Raw genomic sequence first — 17,282 nt, forward strand, 5'->3', positions numbered from 1 at the left:
CGGATCATTCGCCCTTCAATTCAGCAAGTCGTGCAATCACCTTATCCCGTTTATCCATGTAGTCTGCCATCTTCGCTTTTTCCTCTTCGACTACTTTTTCAGGTGCCTTGGCCATAAATCCGGCATTGTTGAGCTTTTTCTCAATGCGCTCCACTTCGCCGTTGAGTGTCGCTACTTCTTTTTCCAGACGCTTCAGCTCTTGCTCGATATCGATCAAGCCTGCCAGTGGAAGGAACAATTCTGCTCCCGTGATCACAGCAGACATCGCTTTATCAGGCGTAGCCAGATCCAAGCTGATTTCCAGACGCTCAGGGTTGCAGAAACGAGTGAGATAGTGCTCACCGCGTGTCAGTCGCTCAGCGGACAATGCATCGCTTGGCTTGATCAAGAGCTCGATTTTCTTGGACATCGGTACGTTTACTTCTGCACGGATGTTGCGTACGCTGCGGATGATATCCATCAACTGGTTCATTTCGCTTTCTGCTTCCGCAAAAATCCATTGCTCGTTAACGATTGGCCAAGGCGCCACTGTGATGCTTTCGCCTTGGTGCGGCAATGCCTGCCAAATTTCCTCCGTGATGAACGGCATGAACGGATGCAACAGCTTGAGCGTTTGATCCAGAACCGTTACCAGAACGGATTGCGTGGTTTTCTTTGCCGCTTCATCTGTACCGTACAGCGGCAGCTTCGCCATCTCGATATACCAGTCACACAGGTCATCCCAAATAAAGTTGTAAAGCACACGGCCTGCTTCACCGAATTCAAATGCGTCAGACAGACGGGTTACATCTGCAATTGTCGCTTGCAGGCGGGAGAGAATCCATTTGTCTGGTGTAGACAGCTCACCGCTCAAATCAATTTCCTCGTATTTGAAGTCAGTCAGGTTCATCAAGGCAAAACGGGACGCATTCCAAATCTTGTTCGCGAAGTTGCGGTTTGCCTCGACCTTTTCCCAATAGAAGCGTTGGTCATTCCCTGGGGAGTTCCCGGTCGCCAGTGTGTATCGCAGCGCATCCGCTCCGTACTTCTCAATTACTTCCATCGGATCGACACCGTTGCCGAGTGATTTGGACATTTTGCGGCCCTCGGAGTCGCGAATAATGCCGTGGATCAAAACGGATTCAAACGGACTTTTCCCGGTAAATTCAAGACCAGAGAACATCATGCGAGCTACCCAGAAGAAGATGATATCGTAGCCTGTTACCAGGACATTCGTTGGATAGAAGTATTTCATGTCCTCGGATTCCTCCGGCCAGCCCAGTGTCGAGAACGGCCATAGACCAGAGGAGAACCATGTATCGAGAACATCGTTATCCTGCTCCAGCTTGTGGCTGTGGCAGCTTGGGCACTCAGTCACATCTGTGCGAGATACAATCGTCTCGTTACACTCTCCGCAATACCATGCAGGAATTCGGTGCCCCCACCAAAGCTGGCGGGAGATGCACCAGTCGCGGATGTTTTCAATCCAACGCAGGTAGTTTGTCTTGAAGCGCTCTGGGACGAATTTCACACTCTCAGGGCTATTTGCATTAGCCAGTGCTTCGTCAGCCAAAGGCTGCATTTTTACGAACCATTGGGTAGAAAGGTATGGTTCTACAACTGCATCACTGCGCTCACTATGTCCAACCTGATGAATATGCTCCTCAACCTTGAACATAACACCTTGCTCAGTCAAGTCTTTGATGATTTGCTTGCGGCATGCAAAGCGATCCAAGCCCTTGTAGATACCTGCCAGCTCATTCATCGTGCCCGTCTCATCCATGACAACGATTTGTGGCAACTGATGGCGAAGACCCAATTCAAAGTCATTCGGATCGTGTGCTGGCGTAATTTTTACTGCGCCAGAACCAAACTCAGGATCAACGTACTCATCGGCTACGATCGGAATTTCGCGTCCTACGATTGGCAAAATCACGGTTTTGCCGATCATGTCCTTGTAACGCTCATCTTCCGGATGTACCGCTACAGCCGTATCACCGAGCATTGTTTCAGGACGGGTTGTAGCTACTTCGATATAACCGGTGCCATCTGCCAATGGGTAACGCATGTGATGCAGCGCACCTTTTACTTCCTTGTAAATTACTTCAATATCGGACAGAGCCGTGCGAGCAGCAGGGTCCCAGTTAATGATGCGGTTACCGCGATAGATCAAGCCTTTTTCGTACAGGCGAACAAATACTTCGCGTACAGCTTGGGACAAGCCCTCATCCATGGTAAAACGCTCGCGGGAGTAATCCAGGGCAAGACCGAGCTTTTCCCACTGTTCACGAATATGCGAAGCGTAAATGTGCTTCCACTCCCATACCTTTTCCACGAATTTTTCGCGGCCCAGATCATGACGAGAGATGCCTTCTTCACGCAAGGTAGCTTCTACCCGTGCTTGGGTTGCAATACCAGCGTGGTCCATTCCTGGCAAGAACAAGGCGCTGTAGCCTTGCATACGCTTGGTACGCGTAATGATATCTTGTAATGTCGTATCCAGTGCGTGGCCTAAGTGCAATTTACCAGTTACGTTCGGTGGCGGGATAACAATGGTAAACGGACGTTTATTCGGGTCACGTTCTGCCTTGAAAAATTGTTTTTCGATCCAATACGGATACCATTTGTTTTCTGCTGCTTTTGGATCATAGTTTTTCGGCAGCAATTGGTCGATGTCGGTTGTTGGCTGTGTAGACATGTACGACTCCTCCTATTCGCATAACTTGCTTTGCAAAAAATAAAAAAACCCTTCATCGCAAAGGACGAAAGGATTATTTTCGCGGTACCACCTTTGTTAACACACAATAAACGTCATGCTTAGGGTGTGTTCACTCTGACAAGATAACGGTTGCGAACCGGTCTCGGCTAGGCACATGCTTTCACCGAAAAAACTCCTGGGCGACCTTCAGCCATTCATGACCTTAGAGAATCTCGCAGCTACTGATTCTCCTCTCTGCCAAGGTGTCCTGACTTACTCTTCCCACTCATCGTTCATATCGTATGTAGTTGTCTTATTGTTAGCTTTCACTATTATATACAATCACGCTGTTTGGCGTCAAACCCGGGTTTCGCCCACTTTTCCAACTGCAATGCCCAGTGCTTCGGTAAAACCGAGAACGCCCAAAATATCGAGAATTTCTTCTCGGACATTGACGATTTCTACCTGTTTGCCCATGGCCAACAGTTCTTTCGTGGTAAAAAACAGGCTTCCAATACCGGAAGAATCTACAAAGGAGACACCTTGAAAATCGACGGTAACGGATTGATTTCGCCCTCCATACTGCTGGAGCAATTCACCTACTCGATCTCCTACAGCCATGTCCAACTCTCCGACGAAAAACAATGTAGCCTGTCCGTTCGCCTCTGTTGCGCGGTAGTCCATGCTCAAACTCCTCTCAATAGGTATCGGTACACCCAATCTGCTCGTCCTTTTACTATATTACCCATTTTCATTCACTTGCAAACATTTGGCTTTTTGGAAATCGTTGCTTTAACGAGAAAGGCTACATTCAAGAATAAGCTTTGTCCCTGCCAGCGAGCTGCTCAAATAAACACGATCACAGTATTGCAGGATCACGTGAAAACCGGCCCCAAGCGAGTGGCGAGTAGAAAATCCTTGCTGTAGGGTAGCCCGCGGAATGTCCTCGAGCAAAATTCCTTGCCCTTCATCATGGATCACAGCCCGGCACATCTGCCTGTCATTCGATAAGTATAACGTGACCACACCGCCATTTCCGTGCTTCAACGTATTGGAAGCCGCTTCGTTGACCGCAACGAGAAACTGCAGCAATCGTTTATCCGAAATGCCTAGTGGCTCCAAGGCTTGCTTGAACAATTTACGCAGTTCTGCAAGTTGCTCCGGTAAACGGATATCGATCGCCAAGAGCTTATTCCCTTCCCGAAGCAAGAAAAATAATTCTTCATCACTAAGCAGCAACAGCTTACCTTCTGTGACCACACCGAGAATATCTCTGTATATCTCCCATTCCCGTCTTTTGCGTTTTCGTTCTTCTGCAATGACAGCGGTGACATCAATCAAAGCGATTCCACAGGTCCGATCCGGCAATACAGATGTGTATAAATCGAACACCTTTGTACCATCCGTTGTGACAATCTGCTCCCTCACAGGTCCACCCGTTCCAGCCGCTTCTTCAACCAGTCGTTGCATTTCTCGCTCTACTTCCACATTCGCACGAGCGTCACCGAGCGGACGCACTTGCCCTTCATCGTAAAGATAGAGGAAAATGGTCTCGATCTGACGCAGTATGGATAACTTCTGAATCTCTTCTTTTATTAATCGCCCCCGCTCGTCGTCTCGATCCTTCCAATGTAACAAGACGTCTGTAGGGTCCAATTCGCCACTCATGTGCCACGTGTGAAATTCTTCCAGGAGCAATCGCTCCAGGACATCTTCCCGTCGCAAAACTTTTTCGATATCGATAATGTGGTACGGATCACCTGCTATACCACGCAATCCGCTACCGATAATTCGGAAATCATAGGCGAGCTCTATTTCTATGCGTCCGTGCAAAACATGATCAGAACTGCTTAACCCAATGGTCGTCCGACTCACTGCTACCAGCTTCGCCTGGAACGATTCCATCGTTGCTAGGTTCGTCACCTTTACAGTGCGAGGCGGAACTACTTTATTCGCTGCACCGCCAGAACGTAGCGCGACAAGGCAATTATCACAAGTGGGATTGTCCGGACAACGCTCACACAAAATCACAGTTCATCCTCCTATTCACTGACGCAACTACACGAGGGCTATACTCTCTTCAGGCTCAAATTGAAGAATCAACACAGAAATATCATCTGTTTGTTGTCGCTGCTGTGTTATCTCCATTAAGTAGGACTCAACTCGATTCATCGACTCCTGCTTACTGTCACCAGGCGCATGTAATAAGGAGGTTAGTTCTTCTAGCCAATGCCTGCTGCCTCGAAACATATCTTTTCTCCCTATATCCATTAAACCGTCTGTGTAGAGTAATAGCATGCCCTCTTCTTCTAAGGGTACCTCCTCCATTTGGTACGTGCTATCGGGCGAAAGCCCTAGGCCTACCCCACCCTTGCAGGCTAAAACGGTTTGATTCGATTTGGACAAATAAAAAGGCTGTGGATGTCCTGCCCTGCTAAATCGAATTTTGTGTTCCACTTCATCATAGACAGCAACCAGCATCGTAATGTAAGAACGGGTTTTCACCAAATCTGCATAAAGCAACTGGTTGAGTCTTTCCAAAATCTCATCCGGCAAATAGCTGGACTGCAAAACCTGCCGTACGGCAATCCTAATCCCCGTTGCCCAAATACTGGCCAAAAAACCGTGCCCAGACACATCCGCAATGATAAAACAGGTGTAGCGATCATTGATTTGTCTATAATCGATGTAATCGCCGCCTACATAATCGACTGGTACGTAAACCGTTCTTGTTCGCAAACTGGTCAACTGCAATTCTTCTGTGGGAATGAGCATCGACTGCATGCGTCTAGCCAGCTTCATCTCCATCTCGATTTCTCGCTGTCCTGATGACTGGTCCTGTTGACATCTGAGGATCAACGCCCGAATGTTCACGAGGAGCAGCCCATAAAAAGATTTCTCCAGTTCCTTTAGATCACGGTCATTGACGTTACTCTTGGCGAACAAGCGTACATAACGCGGTGCTTGAGCGGTATCACAATGCTCCGACACAACAATGCGCTCCTCTACTTCACGCTGCACTTTTGTGCTTTCTTTGTTGCCACGCTCGATTCGAAAATAGACAACGCCTAGAGCTGATTCAAACGAGATCGACAGAAAGCACGGCTTGTCCATTTTCACGAACCACGTATCGACCAACTCTTCTATAAATGGCATGAGACTCTCGTAATTGACTTGGCGCTTGCTTTGCTCATTGCTGGTCATCACGAGATACTCGTAATTCTGTTTCAATTCCATTAGTTTGACCAATTGATGATTCATCCCCGGGCCACTCCCATACACACTTTAGCATAATTCTTTCTTTCGGGAATTGCGAAAAGGGTTTTGGCAATTTTCAAAAACATTGTGATCACCTTTATTCGTTTCGTCCTAGCCTTCCTGCCCTACACCTTCCCTTTTCGGGCACCATTCAAACCACTATCTACTTTCCATGAAAATGTTTTAGGCGTTTTCGCAAGGTTGTAGACACTGTCCAAAGTTGCCGCGCATATGCTGGAATGAGGTGATTGTGATGAATTTTCGTTGGAAGTATAACCCCACGTATTTACGGATTAAATACGGTTGCAAACAGGTGCTGTTTCCGCTTTTGGTTTTTCAGTTTGTCCGAACGGTTGTGTTTCCTACCTCTTTTGATGTCATCCTTCTCGGTTTGCTAGCCATGCTCTACGTTGCCATCACTCTTGAATGGTTATAAAAAAGAAAAACAACGCCCCACGCGGTGAGACGTTGCTCGTTAAAAGGCTTGCTGGACCCAACGATGCAGGCGCATCAGGCGGTCCATATCTTTTTCAAAACGTTGGACAGCGTAAAACTCGCTCCACTCGCGGGGATGATGATAATAAATATCCAAGTCCCGCATGATCCTCTCCGGGTAGGACAGAAACGAAGCCATCAGTTCAATTTCTTCCGGTTGCAGCGGAAATATCTCGGCGTAGCGATGAAATAGTTGCGAAGCCCCTGCCTCATCCCCCGCCATTTGAAAATAAGTACGATAAAATAGTGTTAAATCACGCACTGGTGTATCAAAGCTGGCACGATCAAAATTAAGCAGCCGTCCTTTTCCCGATCGATCTGGCACAACATGTTCTGGATTCGGGTTACCATGGATCAGCGATAAGCGAAAATGAGCATGTGTCTCATGGCGTTCTCGCCAATCGGTCAACAAGTCTGTCGCTGTTTGGGCCATTTCCTCAATAAACTCCTTGTTTGCCAAAAACACCAGATCAAAAGGGGAAGGATATTTGCGTTCCTGGGCAAGGGTTGCCGCCTTATTCATTTGGTCTTGCCAATATTGCCAACGGTTAAGCAAGGAGTCGACAAGTGGCTCTACCTGTCTCGGATCATCGTAGCGATAGTTTTGTGTCAGTTGATGAAGCTCCGCCAAACGCTCCAAGGCAGGGGGCGCCCAAGACAAGGGCTGTTCGGCCCACTCCTCGCTTCCTGGCTGCCAGGGGGTTACGTAAAAGGCAGTGCTACCCTGTTGAACAAACGGATCATCGTATTTCGTGTACGTAAAAGGAACGGCCCCATCCCATCCGCGGTGCTGCAATTGACGCAGCATATCGCTGATAAAAATAAGACGTTGAGCAGGTATTTGCGCTCGTTTGCATACGAAGGAGCCGTAGGGAGTCGTCGCCTTAAATACATTTGGTTCCTTTAAAACGTCAATGCTCTGGGCATACATGTCATACTCTTTGAACAAAGGAGCAATCTCATCATACCGACTCATAGACTCCCTCCCTCCTCGAACGCTCGGCCCGCTCTGCAATATGCCGGAGCAGCAAGTCAACAGATTGTTGGCTCTTCAAGGCGTGCTCAATACCAGTGATCGACGCTTCTTGATCCAGCGATACGCGTTTCACGTACGATTCGATACTCCTGTACACTTCACGAGGACGAGCCATAAAGGCGAGTATCAACGAATAGTTTCCATAGGTGAGTGGCTTGATCTCTTCATAGCCGTCAAAAAAAGCGTCAATCTGCTCCATATCCTTATGGGTTAAAAAGTGATCGCGCAAAAAGGTGGCAACGTCGCGTTGCTGGACAGAAATCACCGGCCTGAAAAAGCCTCTCAAGTACAGCTTCCCGTTTATCATTCCCCAGTTGTCACGCAAAAGGTCCCGATGGGATACAGCGACAGCCTCCGGAGTAATTCGCTCATGGGAAAGCATCGCAGCGGAACGGTCCATTCTTTGCAGCATAGGGGTCATGAGTTCCGATACCCAACGATTTTCCTTAGAATCCCGCCCAGATTTGGCTCGAAATGATTCGACCAGCTCTTTGGCGCGTCTTCCTTTTTCTTCTACTTGCTGCATTTCCTGTTTGAGCAAATCACGTCCGGACAGTAAAGGACTTTCCTGCTGAGACTGATGCATCATCGCGATCACGCGTCCACATTGCCTCGCAATGTCTTGGCCGGGCTGATAGTCTTCGAATTGTCGGTGATGGTCGGTCATAGTAACGCCGCGTTTACCCAAGATCAAAAATGGCTTGGTGTCTCTCGTCCGAATAAACCGCTCCACTTCTCGAAACCCCTGACGAGCCAGTCGTTCGCGCCAGGCAAACGACCAGCGCATCACATCTACACGCGGCCAAACGTGGAGTTCTTTGGGGCCCCGGTTTGTCTCCAGTAAATAGCAATCATCAAGGGGCGTAATTCGGATTACGCGCGCCCGATATTGCTGGCAAACCTCGGAGAGATCAATTTTATCCACGGTCCCCCACTCCTCTATTGTGGGATGTACAAAATCTGCCCTGCTACAAGCTGGTCGGAAGCTAATCGGTTTACTTCCACAATTTTGGAAACAGGCAAGGAGTATCGTTGTGAAATTTGCTCTAACGTCTCATCTCTTTGAATAATGCACATTTTCAGCTGACTGGAACGCTCTTCTTTTCTCCGAACAAACGACGTGAGGTTTTGCATGGCCTCCATCGTAGAAGGGCTTGCATTCGCCGCAGACCCATGTCGCGAAGAGCTAGATGAAGATTCCGCCTCCAGCGCCATCGCTTCCTGTTTGGCACGACTCGCTTGTGAGAAGATGGAAGTAATGTTCACGCTGCTTTTTTCTTCCTGGGAGGGTTTCCCTGAAATCGCCACTCGCACTTCTACATCTTCCGCGGCAGCCTCTGTTTGTGCAACGACTAGTTCTGCTTCTTGCTCAGGTTCTGGCGCGGATACACCACTGGCTTCCACCGCTTCTTGCACTGCTTCCTGCGGCACTGCTTCCTGCAGCTCTGCTTCCTGCAGCTCTGCTTCCTGCAGCTCTGCTTCGACAGACGAACCAGTAGATTCATTGGAAACTTGCTGGTATGCGATTGCCTGTTGATCGTGTATAGCCAGTATAGGCTCCTCAAGTCCTTGCTCTTTTTCGGCAATTTCCCTCATCTGCTCTTGCTCATCTGCCAATACTGTCTTCTCGGAATAGGAGTCAGAAGAATCGTACGAAGAAGATTGTTTGGAATCGAAGTCATACGAAATAGGAGCAGTCTCCCAGGACTCCGGAGGATGGGACTGTGTCACTTCCAGCACATCACCGTATTGCTCGTGGTATTCACCTTCATCGGATTGAGCAATAGCCGGAGTGTCGAACATGGAAGGAGATTCGGTTGATTCATAGGATGCTGGCAATGCCTGCCGCTCCAATTCCTCCTCCAGTGCAGTCAGCTTTTGATCGATGTCATCGAGGGACGTCTGTTCCGTAAATTCTTGCCCATCATCCCCAGCAGCGAAGGTGTATTCCCATGCGTCTTCGCCTGGACTGGCAGCCTGTGTTTCAATCTGCTCCGCTTTTTCAGCTCTATCCCCAAGGACGATTCCCAAAATCTTCAGATCCGCATCGATTAGCATTTGATGTGGTGATTCCAGTTTGTAGTCAAAGCTGTCCACAATTGCGTAGATGTCTCCGATCTCGGTAATCCGATCCAATGGAATGGTAATGTTTAACGGAATGCGATGACCGATCTGTTCCTCCCAGCCATAAAAGGCTTGATCCGATGCTTCCTGGCGAAAGGGGGTAAAAGTCATGGCCTCAACCAGAGATTCTCCTTCGCCGCCTGTCGCTTCTGCGGCTTCCCTGATTGGCTCGTACTTCCCTACTAATTGCAAGCAACCCGTGATCGAGATGTAGGAATCGTTTTCCAACACCTCCACATCTGGAACCAATTCCAGCTCTTGCAATTCACCTATTCCAGCTCTATCGGATGAGAGGAAAATGGTCTCCTTGATGGCAAAAGAGAGTTGCCCATCCTGTAATGCCATTCGTGCTCCTCCTTTCAAGTGCAGGACATTTCCCTATACTATATGGACAGGACGAGCCGTTTAGCACCGAAAAAAAAGGAAAAACCGGGGGTATCTATCTCCCCGGTTTTACAGACGCAATCCATTCTGCTATTGCTTTTTTCCCCTGATCGATACAATCTGGTACACCTACGCCACTGTACGACGCACCTGCCACGATTACACCAGGGAGTTTTTCTTTTAGCTGATTGTTCACATCCTGCACCCAAGCCTGATGTCCGACAACATATGGTATGGCATTTTGCAAGCGTGATACGTTATAAAAATCCGGCTCTGCTCGAATCGTCATAATCTTGCGCAGATCGCGGAGGACAACCTCCAGAATTTCCTCGTCTGTCTGCTCCATGAAGGATTGCTCTCCTGCTCTCCCTACAAAGCTGCGCAGCAAGGCTTTGTTTTTCGGCGTCGTATGCGGCCATTTTCGATGCGCCCACGTACATGCGGTAATTTTTGCGCCAGAATTCCGCGGTACAATAAATCCTGTCCCTTCCATCCCTAAATCAATGGCTGACTCTGGAAAAGCCATCGCGATGGTTGCAACCATATGCGGCTTCGCTTGTGGCAGGGTAGGAACTTGTACATAAGGACGGAACAATGGCTCTGCAACAGCATGTGGTACGGTAAACAGTACCGTATCCGTCTCCATCGTTTCTCCATTTTTCAATACCAAGGTGTACTTCCCGTCTGGCCGTTTCACCAGTTCTTTGACACCGGTATTCTTCGAGATGACTTCTTCAGGCAAGCTCTTCTCGATTGCCTCAACAAAAGACTGCAAGCCGTTCTTCAACGTCAGGAAGATGCCTTTTGGCTTTCCTTGCGTTTTGGCTTGCGGGCGAGAATGCTTCATCGCTAAAATCAGGCTGCGATGTTGTCTCTCCATTTGGGCGAATTGAGGAAAACTCGCAAGCAAGCTGAGATTGTCGAGATCCCCAGAGTAGACACCGGACAATAAGGGCGCTATAAGATTATCAATAACTTCATTACCTAGCCTACGCCGGAAAAAGTCACCCACAGAGATATCGCCGTCTCCTTTTGAGGCAGGAAGAACGAGATCCAGAGCGGCTCGAAGCTTGCCTGGCCAAGAAATGAGATCAGTCGTGACAAAAGGCATGACCTTTGTCGGTACACCCATGACCGCCCCTTCTGGTATAGCCTTCAGGCGATCCTGATGCCAAATATAAGCTTGGCCTGTACTGTTGCGAACGAGATCATTCGCAAGCCCCAAGTCCACTGCCAGCCCAGCCGCACTTGTTTTCCGTTCGAGAAATGAATCGGGACCTTGCTCAATTACAAATCCTTCGTGACGCCATGTCTTGATTTTCCCACCAAGTCGTCCTTGCTCTTCAAGCAGTTGAAAACGGATGGGCAGGCCTTTTGCTTCGATTTCCTTTTGTAAGTAAAAAGCAGCGGCCAACCCTGTGATGCCGCCGCCTATAATCGTAATATGATAGGTATTATCGCTCATATGATCGATCCCCTAATTCGCCAGCTTCTTTCCGACTGCATCAGCCAGACAGGAAATGAACGCAGGTCTGGCGTTAGGCATCGGTGGACGATAGTAATGTACCCCTAGCTCATCTGTAACCGCTTTGCATTCCACATCATTATCAAACAGAACTTCCAAATGCTCCGCAATAAATCCGACAGGACAGTAAACAAATGCTTGGTAGCCTTTTTCTTCGTACAGCTCTCTGGTCAAATCCTGTACATCTGGTCCCAACCACGGATCAGGTGTATTTCCGGCGCTTTGCCATCCGATTGCATAGGAAGCGATCCCTGCTTGCTCGGCAATGAGCTTTGCGGTCTCTTCCAGTTGCATCGGGTACGGATCACCAGACTTCAAGATTTTTTCCGGCAGGCTGTGAGCGGAGAAGATCACGACTGCTTGTCCACGCTCTTCATCCGTCATCGTAGCAAATGTCGCTTGAATAGCATCTGCCCAATATCCGATGAAGCCTGGTTCCAAATACCAGCTCTCAATGCTGTGGATGACAGGTCCGCCGATTGCCGCGGAATGCTCCTGTGCTCGTCCATTGTATTCTTTAACACTGTAGCTGGAATAATGAGGCGCCAGAACAAGACTGATCGCTTCCGTAATTCCATCGCGTTTCATTTGCTCTACTGCGTCTTCGACAAACGGAGCGATATGCTTCAAGCCAAGGTACCCTACAAATTCACGGTCTGGGTAGCGTTTGTTCATTTCCTGCTCGAGAGCGCCCACCTGCTCATCCGTAATGTCTGCAAATCGATTCAATCCATCTACAGCCTCGTAACGCGCCATCAAATCATCGAGCAGTTCTTGCGGTGGCTTACGACCACGGCGAATGTGCGTATAATATGGTTCAATCTGTTCAGGACTGCGTGGCGTTCCATACGCCATTAACAAGAGTCCGATCTTCTGCTTTGACATGTAAGCGCCCCTCCTGATTAGACGTCCCTTTTGTAACTATGGATGAACTTCGTCAGTTGTTGCAGTGTTTCTACTTTCGCGTCAGGGAATACGCCGTGTCCCAGATTGAAAATGAAGCCTGGCTGTTTTGTGCCTTCATCCAAAATTTCCTTCGCCTTCGCTTCGAGCTTCTCCCAAGGAGCCAATAGCAGCGTTGGGTCCAAATTGCCTTGCAGCGTCTTCGTCACACCCATTTCACGAGCTGTTGTAATCGAAGTACGCCAGTCCAGACCAACCACATCAACAGGCAAGCGGTTCCAATCCATCAAAAGATGACCAGCGCCGATACCAAAATAGATCGTTGGCACGCCAGTATCTTTTAGCGCGTTGAAGATACGCGTCATGACTGGTGTAATGTACTCGCGGTAATCTTCGTCATTCAATGCACCAACCCACGAATCAAATACTTGCACAGCTTGTGCGCCTGCTTTGATTTGCGCTTTGAGGTAGGTGATCGTCATATCGCCCAGTTTTTCCATCAGCGCCTGCCAAGCAGCTGGCTCAGTATACATGAAAGCTTTTGTCTTATGATAGTGCTTGGAAGGGCCGCCTTCGATCAAATAGCTAGCCAGTGTAAATGGTGCACCTGAAAAGCCGATCAATGGAACAGATAATTGCTGACGCAAAATTTTAATGGACTCAAGAATGTACGGCACATGTGTTTCCGGATCGAGCTCAAGCAGACGCTCAACATCCTTCAAGGATTCGATTGGGTTTGCGATTACAGGACCGATCCCCGATTCGATATTCACATCCACGCCAATCGGTTTTAGTGGCGTCATGATGTCTGCAAACAAGATTGCAGCGTCAACACCCAATTGCTCAACGGGCAGACGTGTCACTTCCGCGCAAACTTCCGGTATGTAGTTCATTTCAAAAAAGCTATGCTTCGCGCGGATGGCGCGGTATTCTGGCTGATAACGCCCTGCCTGACGCATGTACCAGACCGGAACATGCTCTGTCGCTTCACCGCGACATGCTTTCAAAAACGTATCGTTAAAAGTTTTTGCGGTCATGAATAAACCTCGCTTTGCACAATTATGTCTCCTTCAATATGATACCATTCGTCATTCGACAAGTAATGTCTCTTTTGTGTCAAAATCTTTTCGTTTCTCTCATTTCCAATCCTATCCATCAGTGTTTCCAAAATTCTCCTATTGAATGCGAACGTCTCCACTAGAACTCCGCACAGTCATTTTGGGTCCACCTGATCCAATCGATGCCTTCACATTGTATTCCTCGTCCTTTTCAAAGGTAAGGTTAGACCAGCTGGTTTCGATGGAACCTGTATCTGTCGTAACTTCCAGCTGTGCCGCAGCAGGCTCCTTGGCTACTGTCACTCGAATATCCCCCGTATCCGTTCGAATGGAAACGTCATGGGTCAGCTCAGGCATTGTCAGTTTATCAATCTCGCCTGTGGAGCTTTCGATTACAACGGCCGAGCGAACATTCGCCAGATTGATATCACCTGTAGCTGTCTGGACGTCAAGCGCTTCTCCTTCATAGCCCGACACGTTCACATCTCCATTGCCGGTGGAGATTTTCGTGTTCTTTGCACGCAGCATTCCACTCTTGATATCCCCTGTCATCGTTTCAAGCTGGACGCTCTCATACACTTTTTCTGGCAGGAAGAGCTCCAGCTTTACCTTCCCGTTTCGAGGATAAAACATATTAACATGAGGGCGTTCACGAAGTTCTACGAGCAGCGTACCATCTGGTGAGACTAAACTCCGAAAGTCCAGTCGCTCCTGCTGTTGTTCGGATACTTCCCCGACCATCCGTACGCTCGCTTTTGGTTGCTTGCTTGCCATGATTTCCACATCAGCCGCTTCCGTCAGCAACTCAATCGCTTTTACCTCTTGTTCGATCACCCGCTCTTCATTGACTTGTTTTAACGAAAAGGAGAAATTTTCTTGCTTCGTAAAGAGCCAGATGATTCCACATATACCGATGATGAATAAAAGAAGACTTATGCCAAAGAGTCTTTTTCCCAAATTTCGCATCTCATTTCCCCCTGATCATCTTCACGTTGAACTGGAGATAACGCAAGAACTGGCGATACAGCCATTTCGTCAATCGCAGCAAGCCGATGGCAAACATTCCGCCCAATCCTACGGAAACCATACTGGAGAACAACAAGAAAAGTCGCTCTTGAGAGGGGGCAGGAATCCCGTAATCCAAAAATATTCCTACTGGCGCGACCAATAGCGCAGCAGTCATCGCATACAACCCCATCAATATGCCGATCAGGCCTAAAAATGGCCCCAAAACGAAGACGAGATTGAAAAATCCCAAGCTGATCGTCGCGACAATCGCTCTCGTCATATTCCCTACCGATGCGTTGGACTGTGCCTGATCAATTCGGTAGCCAGCCAAAAGCTCGCGTGCCACTAGCTTCGGACTTCCCAATCCTTCCGCAATTTCGTGCTCCGTCTTTCCTTGTTTCATTCCCAAGAGAAAATGCTCTGTATAATCGGCAAGGATGTCTAAGCGTTCTTTATCGGGCAAAGCGCTAAGCAAAGCATTTAACTCATCCATAAACTCACGCCTTGTCATATCCGAGTCCCTCCTCTATGATCTCATTTACCCCGCGGTTAAATATTCGCCACTCCAAAACGAGGTCATTCATGTATTGACGGCCGCGATTTGTCAGCTGGTAATATTTCCGTGGGGGTCCCTCTTGTGATTCCGCCAAATAGGTCGTAAAAAATCCTTCCTGAGTCAAACGGCGAAGCAAGGGGTAAACCGTTCCTTCAGAGATATGGAATTTTTCTGAGATGCTTGCAACCAGTTCGTAGCCGTATCTGTCCTGCTTAGCTGTCAAGACGAGAACACACAGCTCCAGAACCCCTTTTTTAAACTGTACGTTCATCAACATCACCCATGTCAAAGCTTACCAAAGGGCTACTATATATTGCAAGGTACTTCATAATAAAAGATGGACAGGGAGGTTTTTCTCCACCCCTGTCCGGTCAAACCTTATTTTTTTACTTCAACAATGCGGTTTTCTACTTTTGGATTGACCGTTTTACGCTTGATCAGGCCTTCCTCCACAATGCTGTACATGGACAAGCCTGTGTTGAAGAATGGCTTTTTCAACGATTCGTAACCATCTCCACCTGCTGCCAGGAAGTCGATCGTTGCCAATTTATACGTTTTGGTCAGGTCAAGCGGCTTGTCGCCAACTTTTACTTCTACTACGCGCTCGCCAGCGGGCTTGGATGGGTTGTACGTGAAGCTCATGCCGCTTACTTGCGGGAAGCGTCCTGCTCCCTCTTCTACCTTGCTCACGCCGTTTTCGAGGGCTTTCTTCAACTCTTCGCCTGTTACTTCTACGACCGCCAGTGTATTGTTCTCGAATGGCAGGAGCGTGTACAGACCTTTTTTCGTGATATCGCCTGCTGGCAGCTGTGTACGGATTCCACCGCCGTTCGCCAGTGCTACATCTGCCTCATAGCCTTTGATGGACTGCGTGCGCTCCAGCATGATATCTGTGATCAGGTTACCTACGTTTGTTTCCTTCGTACGGACCAGTGCACGGTCGCCATCGAGTGGCACTTCGGATTTCGCAATGACAACATTCATTACCGTATCGATCTTGCTCACGATTTCTTTTACCATCTTGTCTACTTCTGGATCAGCCACAACCGCTTCATCGTACTCTTTCAAACCGCCGCTGAATGCTACCAGTTCTTTGCCGAGGTAGTAGAGGTCAGCGCGTCCGAGAGACTTGCCGTACTCCCAGTCTTGTACGATGTACGTGCCGTTTACGAGTTCAGGTGCTTTCAGCGGAGTATGGGAGTGACCGCCAACAATCAGGTCAATGCCAGGAACGTTTTTCGCGATTTCACGGTCTACGTTCACTCCGATATGGGAAACAACAATCACGTGATCTACTTCTTTTTTCAGCTCAGGTACAAGTAATTTTGCCACTTCTACCGGGTTTTTGAATGTCAGTCCTTTTACGTTGTCAGGGTGAGTCAATACAGGTGTGTCTTCCGCTACGAAACCGACAAAGGCGAATTTCTTCCCGCCAATCTCTGCTTTGAAAACAGGTGGCAGCAATTCTTTTCCATCTGCCTTGAACACGTTAGCAGAGATGACTGGATGCTCGAGCATGTCACGCAGCTTGAGCAATTGCTCATAACCGAAGTCAAACTCGTGGTTACCTGCAGCCATTACGTTGTAGTCGAGGCTGTTGAGGATCGGAACAACAGATTCGCCTTTGAATTGGTTCACGAAAACGGTACCTTGGAAGGTATCACCAGCGTCCAAGAGCAAGAAGTTTTCGTTCTCTGCACGCCATTCCTTGAGCAAGGTTGCGATTTTGGCAAAACCGAATTCTTTCTGGTTCTTGTCTTCTTGAATATGACCGTGTGTATCGTTGGTATGGGCAATCGTTACATGTGTGGTAGCCGCATCACCCAATGCTTGGAAAAATTCACCGCGCGTTACAGTCGCCTTGTTGTCGAGCTTCACTTTGTAGCCAAGTTTGTCAGCCATTTGTGTAAGCTTGGCAGATGTTACCGCTTGCGCAGGGTTTTTATAGTCGTCTTGTGTGAGAGCACCTTGGCTCTTTGCCCATTCGAAGTAAGGAGTAGACCAATGAGCACCTTTAGCGGCAGCTCCCACTTTTGCCTCTTTCAATTTGGAGAAAACAACAGTAGCTTCTGCGAGAGTCACAGCTCGATCCAAAGCAAGATCGCCATTTTGACCCGCTGATACAATTGCCTTTTTCACCATCCAGTCAACGTGCTGTACGGGATGCAAGGGTGCTGCAAAAGCTGAGGAAGACATCAGCGATGCAAAAACGATGGATGCAAATGCTGTCATCGTAATTCGACGTGCCTTTTTCATGT

The 17,282-nt window shown here is 48.4% G+C and carries 15 protein-coding genes and 1 other annotated feature; of the genes, 1 reads left to right on the forward strand and 14 read right to left on the reverse strand.

The features are described from left to right. Nucleotides 1-4: 4 nt before the first annotated feature. The 4 genes from C7R91_RS18990 to C7R91_RS19005 all read right to left on the reverse strand — a co-directional run bounded on the left by C7R91_RS18990 (nt 5) and on the right by C7R91_RS19005 (nt 5,938). Nucleotides 5-2,677 carry a valine--tRNA ligase gene (locus C7R91_RS18990; RefSeq protein ID WP_047072838.1) on the reverse strand — a complete coding sequence of 891 codons (2,673 nt, stop codon included), beginning with the start codon at nt 2,675-2,677 and terminating at the stop codon, nt 5-7. Nucleotides 2,678-2,734: 57 nt separating this feature from the next. Beyond that, nucleotides 2,735-2,976 (reverse strand) — a binding site (T-box leader). Nucleotides 2,977-3,034: 58 nt separating this feature from the next. Further along, nucleotides 3,035-3,361, reverse strand: coding sequence for an STAS domain-containing protein (locus C7R91_RS18995; protein WP_007726674.1), 327 nt, complete (start codon nt 3,359-3,361; stop codon nt 3,035-3,037). Between the two features lie 108 nt (nt 3,362-3,469). Further along, nucleotides 3,470-4,708: an ATP-binding protein gene (locus C7R91_RS19000; RefSeq protein WP_047072843.1), complete on the reverse strand. Its 1,239-nt coding sequence runs from the start codon at nt 4,706-4,708 to the stop codon at nt 3,470-3,472. Between the two features lie 27 nt (nt 4,709-4,735). Then, entirely contained in the window at nt 4,736-5,938 is a 1,203-nt protein-coding gene (locus C7R91_RS19005; RefSeq protein ID WP_047072844.1) for a PP2C family protein-serine/threonine phosphatase, read from the reverse strand. Between the two features lie 250 nt (nt 5,939-6,188). On the opposite strand from C7R91_RS19005, the gene C7R91_RS19010 reads away from it, so the two are divergent. Then, the gene (locus tag C7R91_RS19010) at nt 6,189-6,371 is read left to right on the forward strand and encodes a YszA family small membrane protein (protein WP_047072845.1); all 183 of its coding nucleotides are present in this window, start codon (nt 6,189-6,191) and stop codon (nt 6,369-6,371) included. A 39-nt stretch (nt 6,372-6,410) separates the two neighbouring features. Here the strand turns inward: C7R91_RS19010 and C7R91_RS19015 are convergent, their stop codons facing one another. From C7R91_RS19015 to C7R91_RS19060, 10 genes are all read right to left on the reverse strand, one after another. Further along, complete coding sequence (locus C7R91_RS19015; RefSeq protein WP_047072846.1) at nt 6,411-7,406, reverse strand: YutH/CotS family kinase-like spore coat protein; 996 nt, start codon at nt 7,404-7,406, stop codon at nt 6,411-6,413. Continuing rightward, nucleotides 7,393-8,391, reverse strand: coding sequence for a YutH/CotS family kinase-like spore coat protein (locus tag C7R91_RS19020; RefSeq protein WP_047072848.1), 999 nt, complete (start codon nt 8,389-8,391; stop codon nt 7,393-7,395). Before C7R91_RS19020 ends, C7R91_RS19015 begins: the two co-directional genes overlap by 14 nt. 14 nt (nt 8,392-8,405) lie before the next feature. Beyond that, on the reverse strand, nt 8,406-9,935 hold the full coding sequence (locus tag C7R91_RS19025) for a LysM peptidoglycan-binding domain-containing protein (RefSeq protein ID WP_047072851.1): 1,530 nt from the start codon (nt 9,933-9,935) through the stop codon (nt 8,406-8,408). A gap of 94 nt (nt 9,936-10,029) precedes the next feature. Continuing rightward, the gene (gene hemY / locus C7R91_RS19030; protein ID WP_047072853.1) at nt 10,030-11,439 is read right to left on the reverse strand and encodes a protoporphyrinogen oxidase; all 1,410 of its coding nucleotides are present in this window, start codon (nt 11,437-11,439) and stop codon (nt 10,030-10,032) included. Nucleotides 11,440-11,451: 12 nt separating this feature from the next. After that, complete coding sequence (gene hemH, locus C7R91_RS19035) at nt 11,452-12,384, reverse strand: ferrochelatase (RefSeq protein ID WP_047072855.1); 933 nt, start codon at nt 12,382-12,384, stop codon at nt 11,452-11,454. A gap of 17 nt (nt 12,385-12,401) precedes the next feature. Then, nucleotides 12,402-13,439 (reverse strand): uroporphyrinogen decarboxylase, encoded by a 1,038-nt coding sequence (gene hemE, locus C7R91_RS19040; protein WP_047072857.1) that lies wholly within the window; start codon nt 13,437-13,439, stop codon nt 12,402-12,404. Nucleotides 13,440-13,577: 138 nt separating this feature from the next. Beyond that, on the reverse strand, nt 13,578-14,426 hold the full coding sequence (locus C7R91_RS19045) for a DUF4097 family beta strand repeat-containing protein (RefSeq protein WP_047072858.1): 849 nt from the start codon (nt 14,424-14,426) through the stop codon (nt 13,578-13,580). Nucleotide 14,427: 1 nt separating this feature from the next. Beyond that, nucleotides 14,428-14,979 carry an HAAS signaling domain-containing protein gene (locus C7R91_RS19050; RefSeq protein WP_047072861.1) on the reverse strand — a complete coding sequence of 184 codons (552 nt, stop codon included), beginning with the start codon at nt 14,977-14,979 and terminating at the stop codon, nt 14,428-14,430. Further along, nucleotides 14,966-15,295 (reverse strand): PadR family transcriptional regulator, encoded by a 330-nt coding sequence (locus C7R91_RS19055; RefSeq protein ID WP_017247513.1) that lies wholly within the window; start codon nt 15,293-15,295, stop codon nt 14,966-14,968. Before C7R91_RS19055 ends, C7R91_RS19050 begins: the two co-directional genes overlap by 14 nt. 107 nt (nt 15,296-15,402) lie before the next feature. Continuing rightward, nucleotides 15,403-17,280, reverse strand: a complete 1,878-nt coding sequence (locus tag C7R91_RS19060; RefSeq protein WP_047072865.1) for a bifunctional metallophosphatase/5'-nucleotidase — start codon at nt 17,278-17,280, stop codon at nt 15,403-15,405. Nucleotides 17,281-17,282 lie beyond the last annotated feature (2 nt).

This window comes from Brevibacillus formosus, from assembly GCF_003013405.1.
Taxonomy (GTDB): domain Bacteria; phylum Bacillota; class Bacilli; order Brevibacillales; family Brevibacillaceae; genus Brevibacillus; species Brevibacillus formosus.

Coding starts and splice junctions, on each gene's coding strand:
- C7R91_RS18990 (WP_047072838.1), bottom strand. CDS start 2,677: ATGTCTACACAGCCAACAACCGACATCGACCAATTGCTGCCGAAAAAC.
- C7R91_RS18995 (WP_007726674.1), bottom strand. CDS start 3,361: ATGGACTACCGCGCAACAGAGGCGAACGGACAGGCTACATTGTTTTTC.
- C7R91_RS19005 (WP_047072844.1), bottom strand. CDS start 5,938: ATGAATCATCAATTGGTCAAACTAATGGAATTGAAACAGAATTACGAG.
- C7R91_RS19010 (WP_047072845.1), top strand. CDS start 6,189: ATGAATTTTCGTTGGAAGTATAACCCCACGTATTTACGGATTAAATAC.
- C7R91_RS19015 (WP_047072846.1), bottom strand. CDS start 7,406: ATGAGTCGGTATGATGAGATTGCTCCTTTGTTCAAAGAGTATGACATG.
- C7R91_RS19025 (WP_047072851.1), bottom strand. CDS start 9,935: ATGGCATTACAGGATGGGCAACTCTCTTTTGCCATCAAGGAGACCATT.
- hemY (WP_047072853.1), bottom strand. CDS start 11,439: ATGAGCGATAATACCTATCATATTACGATTATAGGCGGCGGCATCACA.
- hemH (WP_047072855.1), bottom strand. CDS start 12,384: ATGTCAAAGCAGAAGATCGGACTCTTGTTAATGGCGTATGGAACGCCA.
- hemE (WP_047072857.1), bottom strand. CDS start 13,439: ATGACCGCAAAAACTTTTAACGATACGTTTTTGAAAGCATGTCGCGGT.
- C7R91_RS19045 (WP_047072858.1), bottom strand. CDS start 14,426: ATGCGAAATTTGGGAAAAAGACTCTTTGGCATAAGTCTTCTTTTATTC.
- C7R91_RS19050 (WP_047072861.1), bottom strand. CDS start 14,979: ATGACAAGGCGTGAGTTTATGGATGAGTTAAATGCTTTGCTTAGCGCT.
- C7R91_RS19055 (WP_017247513.1), bottom strand. CDS start 15,295: ATGAACGTACAGTTTAAAAAAGGGGTTCTGGAGCTGTGTGTTCTCGTC.
- C7R91_RS19060 (WP_047072865.1), bottom strand. CDS start 17,280: ATGAAAAAGGCACGTCGAATTACGATGACAGCATTTGCATCCATCGTT.